Below are 12,718 nucleotides of genomic sequence, written 5' to 3'. Positions count from 1 at the left end.
GGACGGCACAGATGCCGGGCACCGGTACACATGGGGCGCAGACATTCCTGCGCCTGAGGCTCGTCTGCATGGTCGTGGTGTGACTCACGGCTCGAGGCGAAGTCTGCTCGAGTCAAGAGAGTTGAATACGCAATGCCCAAGCACACCTCCTCCGGCGCGCCCAAGAAGGCCCGCTGGTCTGCCGAGAAGAAGTCCGCAGCGACCAAGAAGCCGCACCGCGGGCAGGGTGGACCCAAGTCCACTGGTTCCTTCTCCGGCCCCAAGTCCTCCCGCCCGGCCTCGTCGGGCTCCTCCCACGTCGGTGGGCGCGAGTGGCGCGCCCCGCGTGACGAGCACCGCTCCTCGGACCGGCGCGATGACCGTGGCGACCGCGGTGGCTACCAGCGTCGTGACGACCGTGGTGACCGTGGTTTCCAGCGTCGCGACGACCGTCCGTCGTTCGACCGCCGCGATGACCGTGGCGGCGACCGCGGTGGGTACCAGCGTCGTGACGACCGTGGTGACCGTGGTTTCCAGCGTCGCGACGACCGTCCGTCGTTCGACCGCCGCGATGACCGTGGCGGCGACCGCGGTGGCTACCAGCGTCGCGACGACCGTCCGTCGTTCGACCGCCGTGACGACCGTGGCGGCTACCAGCGTCGTGACGACCGTCCGTCGTTCGACCGCCGTGATGACCGTGGYGGCGACCGTGGCGGCTACCAGCGTCGTGACGACCGTGGTGACCGTGGTTTCCAGCGTCGCGAGGACCGTCCGTCCTTCGACCGCCGCAACGACCGTGGCGACCGCGGTGCCGACCGCTTCGCCAGCCCGGCTCCCGTGAGCTTCGAGGACGCCGAGGCCGAGCGCATGGACGCCGACAGCTGGACCAAGTCGACCCGCGCCGACGTCTCCGACGGTCCCGTCGACGTCGCGGCCGACAACGGCTTCGCCGCCCTCGGCCTGCCCGAGCGGATCGTCGAGCGCCTCGCCCGCGAGGGCATCACCTCCCCGTTCCCCATCCAGACCGCGACCATCCCCGACGCCCTCGCGGGGCGCGACGTCCTCGGCCGTGGCCAGACCGGCTCCGGCAAGACGCTCGCGTTCGGGCTGCCGCTCATCACGCGACTGCTCGAGGGCCAGGCCCCGCGCCGGCCGCGCAAGCCGCACGCCCTGATCCTCACGCCCACGCGTGAGCTCGCGATGCAGATCTCCGACGCGCTCGAGCCGCTCGTGCACGTCGCCGGCCTGCGCCACAAGCTCGTCGCCGGTGGCCTCAGCTACACGACCCAGATCAACGCCCTCAACAAGGGCGTCGACATCCTCATCGCGACGCCCGGCCGCCTCAACGACCTCCTCGAGCGCGGCGCCGTCGAGATGGACGACATCTCGATCACCGTCCTCGACGAGGCCGACCACATGGCCGAGATGGGCTTCATGGCCGAGATCACAACGAGCCTCGACAAGATCCCGGCCGACGGCCAGCGCCTGCTCTTCTCGGCGACGCTCGACCGCGGCATCGACGCGATCGTCGAGAAGTACCTCACCGACCCGGTGACGCACTCGACGAACGACGCGACGGCCTCCGTCGAGGGCATGGACCACCACGTCCTGCTCATCGACCCGCAGCACAAGAAGGTCATCACGGCCGAGGTCGCGAACCGTGAGGGTCGCACCGTCGTGTTCTGCCGCACCAAGCTGGGCGCCGACCGCATCGCGCTCCAGCTGCGCGAGCAGGGCGTCATGGCGGCCGCGCTCCACGGCGGCCTCAACCAGGGCCAGCGCAACCGCGTCCTCGGCGCGTTCCGTGACGGCACCCTCCCGGTGCTCGTCGCCACGGACGTCGCCGCCCGCGGCATCCACGTCGACGACGTCTCGGTCGTCCTGCAGGTCGACCCGCCGGCCGACCACAAGGACTACCTGCACCGCTCGGGCCGCACGGCCCGCGCCGGTGACAAGGGCACTGTCGTGACCCTTGCGCTGCCGCACCAGCGCAAGACGATGGAGCGTCAGCTCAAGGACGCCGGGCTCGAGATCTCGCCGGTCCGGGCCACGCCCGGCGACGCGATCATCGCCGCCACCGGTGCGACGACGCCCAGCGGTGTCGCCATCGCCGAGGACGACTTCCAGCGCCTCATCGCAGGTCCGAAGCAGCACCGTCGGGGGCCGGCCGGCCCGCGCGGCCCGCGCCAGGGCCAGCGTGGCGGCTCGCGCCCGCACCACGGTGGCGGTCGCGACGACCGACGGGACGACCGACGCGGTCATCGGGGCGACCGCGGTGACGGCCTCGTCTCCCGCTGGGGCGACGACGAGCGCGGCGGCCGTCGCGGCGCTCGCTTCTGAGCGGTCCCCGGTGTGGAAGGCTGGGCCCGTGCGCTCGACGTTCCACACCGGCCGCCTCCTCGTGGCGACGCCGTCCGTCGGGGGTGACGTGTTCCATCGGTCCGTCATCCTCATGCTCCACCACGACGACGACGGCGCTCAGGGCGTCGTGCTCAACAAGCCGCTGTCCGCCGAGGTGGACTCGGTGCTGCCCGGGTGGCAACGCGTCGTCACGGCTCCCCACGTGCTCTTCCAGGGCGGTCCGGTGTCGACGTCGTCGGCGCTGGGTCTCGTCACGGTCCCGGGCGACGAGCCCGAGCCGCTCGGCGTCAAGCGGCTCTTCGGCTCGATCGGGCTCGTCGACCTCGACGTGCCGACCCCGGTGGTCGCCGCGGAGCTCGCGGGTTTGCGGATCTTCGCCGGCTACTCCGGCTGGGAGGCGGGCCAGCTCGAGAACGAGGTGCTGCGTGGCGACTGGTACGTCGTCGACGCCGAGGTGCGTGACGCCTTCACGCCCGATCCCGAGGGACTGTGGCGAGAGGTGCTCCGGCGCCAGCGCGACAGCCTCGCATACGTCGCCAACTTCCCCGACGACCCGTCGATGAACTGACATGGACGTGCCAGAGATCGTGCTGCCCGAGCCCACGGAGGCTCCCGACACTTCAGGGTCGACGAGGCGAATTGCCTTCGTCGACAGCGGACTCGGACTCCTGGGGTATGCCGACGCCCTCCACGCGCTGCGCCCCGACCTCGGTCTCGTCCTGTCGCTCGACCCGGACAACATGCCCTACGGGCCGCGCACCCCGGACGAGGTGCAGCGGCTCATCCTCGCCTCGGCACGCGCCACCCTCCCGTACGAACCGGCCGCCATCGTCGTCGCGTGCAACACCGCCTCGGTCCACGGCCTCGGCGTCCTGCGTGCCGAGCTCGAGCCGGACGTGCCCGTCATCGGCACGGTCCCGGCCATCCGTCCGGCGGCCGCGGCCGGAGGGCCGGTCGCCATCTGGTCGACCGCGGCGACGACGTCGAGCGACTACCTCCGTGGCCTCGTCGACGCCTTCGCCGCCGACGTCGAGACGTATCCCGTGGCGGCGCTCGGCCTCGCCGAGGCCATCGAGTCCGGGGACCGCGCGGACATCGACGCGTGCATCGCGTATGCCGTGTCGCGCACCCCCAGGGGAGTGCGCTCCCTCGTGCTCGGCTGCACCCACTACGGGCTCGTCGTCGACCGCATCGTCGCCGCCCTGGGGCGCGAGGTGACGATCCACGACTCTCCGGTCGCGGTCGCCCGCCAGACCCTGCGCCGCATCGGCCTCGAGCCCGACCCGACCGCCCCCGAGGGCGGCGTCGAGGCCGTGCTCCTCAGTGGTCGAGCCGGTGCGCTCCCGACGTCGTGGGGGTCCTACCCCGCAGGTCGACGCCTGCTCGCCGCGCCGCCCCCGGTTCGACCGGCCGGAACGAGCCGTCGAAACGGCGTCAGGGAGCAGGAAGCCGGCGTCGTTCCGGCCGGTCGACCCCAGCCGTAGACTTCCGGCATGAGCACGATGCCTCCTGACCCGTTCGAGCCGGAGCCGCTGCGCGGCACGAGCACGGCCACGATCGAGCGCGAGGAGGTCCGTGAGGAGCTCCAGGAGCCCGGTGACCACGAGCGCTTCTCGCACTACGTGCGCAAGGAGAAGATCCTCGAGAGCGCCCTGTCCGGTGAGCCCGTCGTGGCCCTCTGCGGCAAGATCTGGGTCCCGGGCCGCGACCCGCAGAAGTTCCCCGTGTGCCCGGTCTGCAAGGAGATCTACGACGGCCTGCGCGACCCGCAGGACGGCGGCGACGGGGACAAGTCCGGCGGCGACGGGCAGTCCTGACCTGCTCGTCCGACACCGTCGCGCAGCACTTCCTGAAGGGTTCTTTACTCGCCCCGGCTCCGCCGCTGACTGTCGCCTGCCTACAGTCGCTGGGGTCGATGCCTGACCGGGCGTCGTGTCGGACGAGAAAGGTCACCCCATGAAGCTTCGCTCCCTGATGCTCGCGGCACCCCTCGCACTGGCCGCGGCGTCACTCGGCGCACCGGCCCAGGCCGCACCCGTGCTCGACGGCCACGACAGACCCGCCTGCGTCGACCCACAGGCCGTCGGCGCGGTCGGAGCCCGAGGCGCCCACAGCACGGCGAAGGACCCGCACGAGCTGACCGACGCGCAGGTGCGCGCCAACGAGGCGGCCCTCACGAAGGCCCTCGAGGCCAAGGGCCTGACCCGTGACTCATCCGGCAAGCTCGTCCAGCAGGCCCGGAACGGCAAGCCCGTCACCGGCGGCACCTTCGCCCCCGCGACGGTCAAGGTCTACTGGCACACCATCACCGACGGCAGCCAGGGCGCCGTCAGCAGCAGCGCGATCAGCAGCCAGGTCACCGTCCTCAACCGCGCCTACTCCGGCACCGGTCTCAGCTTCAGCCTCGCCGGGTCCGACTCGACGAGCAACCCGTCCTGGTACACCGTGACGCCAGGCTCGGCCGCCGAGAAGAGCATGAAGACGACGCTCCGCAAGGGCACGATGGCCGACCTCAACCTCTACTCGGCCAACATCGGGCAGGGCCTGCTCGGCTGGGCGACCTTCCCGAAGAGCACGTACGACGCCATGGACGGGGTCGTGATCCTCACCGGGTCGCTGCCAGGCGGCAGCGCCACGAACTACAACCAGGGCGACACGGCCACGCACGAGGTCGGCCACTGGGTCGGGCTCTACCACACCTTCCAGGGCGGCTGTAAGGGCAACGGCGACTACGTCGACGACACCCCCGCCGAGGCCAGCGCGGCCTACCAGTGCCCCACCGGCCGCGACACGTGCACCAGCCCGGGTCTCGACCCGATCAAGAACTTCATGGACTACACCTACGACGCGTGCATGACGACCTTCACGGCCGGTCAGGTCTCGCGCATGCAGGCCCAGTGGACGGCCTACCGCGCCGGCCGGTGACCGCCAGCGCCGCTGCCACACCCGCCACCGCACCCGGTCGCGAGGGCGACTGAACGGCATACCACCCAGCTCGAGGCCCCGTCCGCAGGGCGGGGCCTCGGCATGTCGCCGCCGGAGATTCGTTACGGTGATCCCTCTATGAGTTCCGGCGCCGCTTTCCACCTCCCACCCGCTTTCCCGGAGCGGGCCGCCTGGGGTACCGCCAGCAAGCTGCGAGCGTGGCAGCAGGAGGCCCTCGACCTCTACCTCGGCAAGGCGCCGCGTGACTTCCTCGCGGTCGCGACGCCGGGCGCCGGCAAGACGACGTATGCCCTGCGCGTCGCCACCGAGCTGCTGACCGCCGGCATCGTCCAGCGGGTCACCGTCGTGGCCCCCACCGAGCACCTCAAGACCCAGTGGGCCGACGCCGCTGCCCGGGTCGGCATCAGTCTCGACCCGAAGTTCAGCAACAGCATCGGTCGGCACAGCGACGACTACCACGGCGTCGCGGTCACGTATGCCCAGGTGGCGTCGCGGCCCTCGCTGCACCGCGAGCTGACGACGTCGCGCTCGACGCTCGTCATCCTCGACGAGGTCCACCACGGCGGTGACGCGAAGAGCTGGGGTGACGGCATACGCGAGGCCTTCGAGCCCGCGACCCGGCGCCTGTCGTTGACGGGCACGCCGTTCCGCTCGGACACCTCACCCATCCCGTTCGTCACCTACGAGCTCGACGCCGAGGGCACGCTCGTCAGCTCGAGCGACTACACGTACGGCTACGCCGAGGCGCTGCGCGACGGCGTCGTGCGCCCGGTGCTCTTCATGGCCTACGGCGGCAGCATGCGCTGGCGCACCAAGGCGGGCGACGAGCTCGAGGCCCGACTCGGCGAGCCGATGACGAAGGACTTCGTCGCGCACGCGTGGCGCACGGCCCTCGACCCCAAGGGGGAGTGGATCCCGGCCGTGCTCGCGGCCGCCGACCGCCGCCTGACCGAGGTGCGTCGCCACGTCGAGGACGCGGGCGGGCTCGTCATCGCGTCGAACCAGACCCAGGCGAGGGCGTATGCCGCGATCCTCCGCACGCTGACCGGCGAGGCCCCCACGGTCGTGCTCTCCGACGACCTCGGCGCGAGCAAGCGCATCGAGGACTTCGGGGCGAGCGACGAGCGGTGGATGGTCGCCGTGCGCATGGTGTCCGAGGGTGTCGACGTGCCGCGGCTGGCGGTCGGCGTCTACGCGACGTCGACCTCGACGCCCCTCTTCTTCGCCCAGGCCGTCGGCCGCTTCGTCCGGGCCCGTCGGCGCGGTGAGACCGCGTCGGTCTTCCTGCCGTCCGTCCCCGTCGTCCTCGACCACGCCTCGCGGCTCGAGGAGCAGCGCGACCACGCCCTCGACCGCAAGCCCGACCCTGACGACATCGGCCAGATGTGGGCCGAGGAGCAGAGCCTGCTCGACGAGGCCAACCGCGCCGACAAGGCGAGCGGCGCCCTCGACGAGGGGGCCTTCGAGGCACTCGAGTCCGACGCCCACTTCGACCACGTGCTCTTCGACAAGCAGCAGTGGGGCATGCACGCCCAGATCGGCTCCGAGGACGAGGAGGAGTACCTCGGGCTCCCGGGCCTGCTCGAGCCCGACCAGGTGTCGGCGCTGCTCCGCGAGCGGCAGAGCCGCCAGGTCAAGAAGGCGCCGCAGGGGGCCTCCGCGCCGATGCCCGTCGCCGCACACCGGGCCCTGGCCGCGCAGCGCAAGGAGCTCAACAAGCTCGTCTCGACCTACGCCCGGCAGAAGGGCCTGCCGCACGCCAACGTCCACATGGACCTGCGTCGGGTGTGCGGCGGCCCCGACCTCGCGGCCGCGTCGTCGGACCAGGTCTCGGAGCGCATCGACAAGATCCGGCACTGGCTCGTCGGACGTCGCTGACGGTTCACGATCCGGTCGACGGCTCGCCCCTTTTGGGGCCAGATGTCGGGCTAGGGTCTCCTTGCGCCTCGGGGGCGAGCCGCGCACCTGGACACGGGACTGCTCCGATCGAGCACCGAACAGACGAAGGACGACATGAGCACCGACCACACCTCCACGACGCCTGACCTCCTCGGCTCCTCGACCACCCGCCGCCAGCTGCTGGCGCTCGCGGCGGTCGGGGGTGCCGGACTCGCCACGGTGCGGGCTGCCTCGCCGGCCACCGCCGCGCCCGGGCAGGGCACCAACGGCAAGGTCGTGCGACTGACCGTACTCGGCACGACGGACCTCCACGGCAACGTCTACAACTGGGACTACTTCAAGAACGCCGAGTACGACGACAAGGTGCACAACGACATCGGTGTCGCCAAGGCGTCGTCCATCATCAAGGCGATCCGCGCCGAGGTCGGCGCCGAGCGCACCCTGACGATCGACGCCGGTGACACGATCCAGGGCACTCCTCTCGCGTACTACTACGCCAAGATCGACCCGATCACCGGTGGTGCGGAGCACCCGATGGCCGCCGCCATGAACCAGGTCGGCTACGACGCCGCGGCCCTCGGCAACCACGAGTACAACTACGGCCTCGACACGCTGCGGGCCTTCGAGAAGCAGCTGGACTTCCCGCTGCTGTCGGCCAACTCGGTCGACTGGAACACCGGCGCCCCCGTCTTCAAGCCGTGGGTCATCAGGACAGTCGAGGTGGAGGGCAGCAAGCCGATCAAGGTCGGCGTCCTCGGCCTGGTCACGCCAGGCGTCGCGATCTGGGACAAGGCGAACGTCGAGGGCAAGGTGAAGTTCCCCGGCATCATCGAGCAGGCCAAGGTCATGGTGCCCCGCCTCAAGGCGGCCGGCGCCGACGTCGTTCTCGTGGCGTGCCACTCCGGCGACAGCGGCAAGTCCTCGTGGGGCGACGCGCTGCCCTACGTCGAGAACGCGAGCGCGCTCCTCGCCGAACAGGTCCCCGGCATCGACGCCGTGCTCGTCGGCCACGCCCACCTCGAGATCCCGCAGCGCTACGTGACGAACCAGCAGACCGGCAAGCAGGTGCTGCTCTCCGAGCCGTACTACTGGGGCATGCGCGTCACCCGCATGTCGCTCGACCTGCAGAAGGTCCGTGGACAGTGGCAGGTCGTGCACTCCGAGGCGACCCTCTACAACTCCAACGTCGCACCCGAGGACCCCGCTGTGACTCGCGCCGTCGCCGCCGCCCACCAGAAGGTCCTCGCCTACGTCAACGGCGTCATCGGGACGTGCACGACGGCCATGTCGGCGGCCACGTCGCGCTACGAGGACACCGCCGCGATCGACTTCATCAACTACGTCCAGGCCGACGCGGTCAAGAAGGCCATCGCCGGCACCCCCGAGGCGTCCCTCCCCGTGCTGTCGATCGCCGCGCCGTTCAACAAGCTCGCCGCGATCCCGGCCGGCGACGTGACGATCCGTGACGTGGCCGGCCTCTACATCTACGACAACACCCTGCTCGGGATCGTGCTGACCGGGGCCCAGGTCAAGGCGTACCTCGAGAAGAGCGCCGAGTACTTCCAGCCCTGCACGACGACGGGCCCGGTCGCCGCCGACACCATCACCGGCGCGAACGGCACCCCCGACTACAACTACGACATCATGGGTGGGCTCGACGCCGACCTCACCTACGACATCGACCTCGCCAAGGCCGTCGGCTCCCGCATCGTGGGCCTCGCGTATGCCGGCACCCCCGTCGCGTCGGACGCCCGCTTCGTCGTGGCGATCAACAACTACCGCCAGTCCGGGGGCGGCGGCTTCCCCGGCGTCGCGACCGCCCCGGTCGTCTACAACCGCCAGATCGAGATCCGTCAGCTGCTCATCGACTGGGCGACGGCCAACAAGGTCATCGACCCGGCGACCTTCTCGAGCCTCGACTGGAAGCTCGTCAGCAACGGGAGCCCGATCACCGTCACGCGGGCTGACGTCGCCCGGGCGACGTCAGCCCTCCACACCGCCGAAGCGGCCGCGTGGTGTGTCCCGCCACGTGGGAGGAGAACGGGACACACGACCCCGAGCCGACGGTGGGTGGGACGTCGGCCGGGGCGCAGACGTACCCGCCGGGACAGGGGAGCACCGACGGGTACGCACCTCCATCCTCGCGGATCCGGGCCGTGTGCGTGGTCGATTTCGAGTGACCGTGTCCTGATCCGTGACCCTCTCCGCCGCCCGATCGAAAGAGCATTCCGTCCGCGCGGACGGAATGCTCTTTCGATCGGGCGGGAGGCGCTCAGGCGCCGACGAGGACCTGGTAGCCCCACGCCGGCAGGTGGTACTCCTGTCCCCGCGCCAGCTCGAGGGTCTCGCCGGTGAAGGCGTCGCGCCACGAACCGACCTGCGGACCGTCTCCGAGCGTGACCGTCAGGTCCTCGTCGCTGAAGTTGAAGGCCCCGAGGACCCGGTCGTCACCGACGGCCCGGACGAAGCTCAGCACCGCGGACTCGGCCGAGTTGGGGACGCGCACCATGCGGCCACCGGCGGCGCCGTTCCACAGTGCGGGGTGCTGCTTCTTGAGCGCGGACAGGGTGCGGTAGAGCTCGCCCTGCTCGTCCTCGCGCCACTCGATCTCGTCCTTGTCGAAGAAGACGAGCCGCTTGTCGCTGCCGGCCTCCTGCCCGTTGTAGACGAGGGGCACGCCCTCGCTGATGACGGACAGCACGATCGCGGGCACGAGCGCGTCGCCGAACTGCTCGTACTCCGTCCCCTCCCAGGCGTTCTTGTCGTGGTTGCTGACGAAGAGCATGCGGTAGGCGTCGCGTTGGTAGAAGCGGTCGTTCCAGGCGTAGTAGACCTTGAGCGCCTCGACGTCGGCCTTGCCGTGCGCGATCTTGTGCAGCGTCTCGTTCCAGCTCCAGCCGTACGTCATGTCGAAGGCGCGCACGTGCAGGTCGCGCGACTCCCACTCGGCGAGCATGAAGACCGGCTTGATCTCGTCGAGCTCGCGACGGACGTTGTCCCAGAAGTCCACGGGCACGAATCCGGCCACGTCGCAACGGAACCCGTCGAATCCGACATCGCCCACCCAGTACTTCATGGCGTCGGTCATGTAGCGACGCAGGCCGGGGTTGTCGTAGTCGAGGTCGATGATGTCGTCCCAGTCCCACCACGGGGTCGGGCGGAAGTCGCCCTTCCAGTCACGGGCGTACCACTCGGGGTGCTCCTCGACGAGACGGTTGTCCCACGCCGTGTGGTTGGCGACCCAGTCGAGGATGACGTGCAGGCCGAGGTCGTGGGCGGTGTCGACGAAGTGGCGCAGGTCCTCCAGGGTGCCGAACTCCGGGTTGACGCCGAGGTAGTCCTTGACGGCATACGGGCTGCCGAGCACGCCCTTGCGGTTCTCCTCGCCGATCGGGTGCACCGGCATGAGCCAGACGATGTCGATGCCGAGGTCGCGGATGCGCGGCAGGTGCGCCTCGGCGGCGCGGAAGGTGCCCTCGGGCGTGAAGTGGCGCTGGTTGATCTGGTAGATCGTCGCGCTGCGGCTCCACTCGGGGTGGGTCAGCTCGACGGCGGGCCGTGGGGTGTACGGGTTGGCGGTCACGGGAGCTCCTGGTCGCAGGGGGCGGTGGGCGAGGTCGAGCGGATGGTGCGGTCCTACCCCGTCACGAGGTGGCGTCGAGGAGGTGCTCGACGAGTGGGACGGTGCGGTGGTCGAGGCGGGTGGCGAGGGAGATGACGGTCGAGGCCCGGGTGACGTGCGCGTCGTCGACGACCTGGTCGATGACGCGTTGCAGGTCGGCGTTGTCGCGGCCGACGATGCGGATGAGCACGTCGCCCGAACCGGTGATGGTGTGGGCCTCGAGCACCTCGGGGATCGCGGCCAGGTGCTCGACGACGGGGGAGTGGCCCCCGCGGCCCTGTCGGATCTCGAGCGTGCAGAACGCCGTGACGGGGTAGCCCAGCGCCGCGGGGTCGACGTCGGGCGCCATGGACCGCAGCACCCCGGTGCGCTGCAGGCGGTCGAGGCGGGCCTGCACCGTGCCGCGGGCCACGCCGAGCCGGCGCGAGGCGCCGAGCACGCCGATGCCCGGCTCGGTGAGCAGCAGGAGCAGGATCCGGCAGTCCAGGTGGTCGACCGGCGGTCGCGGTGCTGGGCCTACGGCTGACGTCATGGTCAGAGTGTCCAGCATGACACGGCATACGGGCAACACTTTGTGCACTGTGTTCACCAGTGGCGACTGCTCTTGCACACCCACGTGCACTCGGCCACTCTCGGTCCATGACCGACACGATGCCCTCTGCGGCCGCCGACCTCACCGACCAGGAGCGCGAGGCCGACCTCGACCTCGACCAGCTCAAGCAGCTCGTCGGTCTCGTCGAGTACGACGAGAACACCGACGTCTTTCCCGTCACCGGATGGGACGCGATCGTCTTCGTCGCGGGCAACGCCACCCAGAGCGCGCACTACTACCAGAGCGCCTGGGGCATGGAGCTCGTCGCCTACTCGGGCCCCGAGAACGGCAACCGGGACCACAAGTCCTTCGTCCTGAAGAGCGGCTCCATCCGCTTCGTGATCATGGGCGCCGTCGACCCCGACAGCTCGCTCGCCGACCACCACCGCCGGCACGGCGACGGCGTCGTCGACATCGCCCTCGAGGTGCCTGACGTCGACCGGTGCGTCGCCCAGGCCCGCAAGGCCGGCGCCACGGTGCTCGAGGAGCCGACCGACCACACCGACGAGCACGGCACGGTGCGCACCGCGGCGATCGCGACGTACGGCGAGACCCGCCACACGCTCGTGCAGCGTCACGTGAACGGTCAGACGTATGCCGGGCCGTACCTTCCCGGCTACGTCGCCGCGAGCTCCTCCTACGAGAAGCGCGACGGCCAGCCCAAGCGTCTCTTCCAGGCCCTCGACCACATCGTCGGCAACGTCGAGCTGGGCCACATGGACGAGTGGGTCACCTTCTACAACAAGGTCATGGGCTTCGTGAACATGGCTGAGTTCATCGGTGACGACATCGCCACCGACTACTCGGCGCTCATGAGCAAGGTCGTCGCCAACGGCAACCACCGCGTGAAGTTCCCGCTCAACGAGCCGGCCATCGCGAAGAAGAAGAGCCAGATCGACGAGTACCTCGAGTTCTACCGCGGCGCCGGCGCCCAGCACCTCGCCGTCGCGACGAACGACATCCTCGCCTCGGTCGACGCCCTGCGCGCCAACGGCGTCGAGTTCCTCGACACCCCGGACAGCTACTACGAGGACGCCGAGCTGCGCGAGCGGATCGGCAACGTCCGCGTGCCGATCGAGGAGCTGCAGAAGCGCAAGATCCTCGTCGACCGCGACGAGGACGGCTACCTCCTGCAGATCTTCACCAAGCCGCTGGGCGACCGGCCGACGGTCTTCTTCGAGCTCATCGAGCGGCACGGCTCGCTCGGTTTCGGCAAGGGCAACTTCAAGGCGCTCTTCGAGGCGATCGAGCGCGAGCAGGACAAGCGCGGCAACCTCTGAGGCGGTCGCTGGTGCGACCAGCGACCCATCGACCGCGGG

10 protein-coding genes are annotated in these 12,718 nt (G+C 70.3%); 8 read left to right on the top strand and 2 right to left on the bottom strand.

What is annotated here, in order from left to right:
• The first annotated feature begins 132 nt into the window (after window positions 1–132).
• The 7 genes from AB4030_RS20895 (at window position 133) to AB4030_RS20865 (ending at window position 9,540) form a co-directional block, all read left to right on the top strand.
• Window positions 133–2,319: a DEAD/DEAH box helicase gene (locus AB4030_RS20895; protein ID WP_442281125.1), complete on the top strand. Its 2,187-nt coding sequence runs from the start codon at window positions 133–135 to the stop codon at window positions 2,317–2,319.
• 28 nt (window positions 2,320–2,347) lie between these two features.
• Window positions 2,348–2,908, top strand: a complete 561-nt coding sequence (locus AB4030_RS20890) for a YqgE/AlgH family protein (protein WP_442281124.1) — start codon at window positions 2,348–2,350, stop codon at window positions 2,906–2,908.
• Window position 2,909: 1 nt separating this feature from the next.
• Entirely contained in the window at window positions 2,910–3,824 is a 915-nt protein-coding gene (locus AB4030_RS20885) for a glutamate racemase (RefSeq protein WP_442281123.1), read from the top strand.
• Between the two features lie 9 nt (window positions 3,825–3,833).
• Complete coding sequence (locus AB4030_RS20880; protein WP_442281122.1) at window positions 3,834–4,157, top strand: DUF3039 domain-containing protein; 324 nt, start codon at window positions 3,834–3,836, stop codon at window positions 4,155–4,157.
• 139 nt (window positions 4,158–4,296) lie between these two features.
• On the top strand, window positions 4,297–5,265 hold the full coding sequence (locus AB4030_RS20875) for a zinc metalloprotease (RefSeq protein WP_442281121.1): 969 nt from the start codon (window positions 4,297–4,299) through the stop codon (window positions 5,263–5,265).
• A gap of 138 nt (window positions 5,266–5,403) precedes the next feature.
• Entirely contained in the window at window positions 5,404–7,164 is a 1,761-nt protein-coding gene (locus AB4030_RS20870; protein WP_442281120.1) for a DEAD/DEAH box helicase, read from the top strand.
• 135 nt (window positions 7,165–7,299) lie between these two features.
• Window positions 7,300–9,540, top strand: a complete 2,241-nt coding sequence (locus AB4030_RS20865) for a bifunctional metallophosphatase/5'-nucleotidase (protein WP_442281119.1) — start codon at window positions 7,300–7,302, stop codon at window positions 9,538–9,540.
• Here the strand turns inward: AB4030_RS20865 and AB4030_RS20860 are convergent.
• Window positions 9,458–10,768 carry an alpha-amylase family glycosyl hydrolase gene (locus AB4030_RS20860; RefSeq protein WP_442281118.1) on the bottom strand — a complete coding sequence of 437 codons (1,311 nt, stop codon included), beginning with the start codon at window positions 10,766–10,768 and terminating at the stop codon, window positions 9,458–9,460. The two genes, AB4030_RS20865 and AB4030_RS20860, sit on opposite strands and share 83 nt — an antisense overlap.
• A gap of 61 nt (window positions 10,769–10,829) precedes the next feature.
• Window positions 10,830–11,339, bottom strand: a complete 510-nt coding sequence (locus AB4030_RS20855) for an Lrp/AsnC family transcriptional regulator (protein ID WP_442281117.1) — start codon at window positions 11,337–11,339, stop codon at window positions 10,830–10,832.
• A gap of 107 nt (window positions 11,340–11,446) precedes the next feature.
• Here AB4030_RS20855 and hppD point away from each other — a divergent pair, with 107 nt between their 5' ends.
• On the top strand, window positions 11,447–12,679 hold the full coding sequence (gene hppD / locus AB4030_RS20850) for a 4-hydroxyphenylpyruvate dioxygenase (protein ID WP_442281116.1): 1,233 nt from the start codon (window positions 11,447–11,449) through the stop codon (window positions 12,677–12,679).
• Window positions 12,680–12,718: the final 39 nt, after the last annotated feature.

The organism is Terrabacter sp. 2YAF2 (assembly GCF_052114705.1).
Lineage (GTDB): Bacteria > Actinomycetota > Actinomycetes > Actinomycetales > Dermatophilaceae > Terrabacter.
The sequence above is the reverse complement of the archived record's forward strand: the minus strand, read 5'-3'. Positions and strand labels throughout refer to the sequence as shown.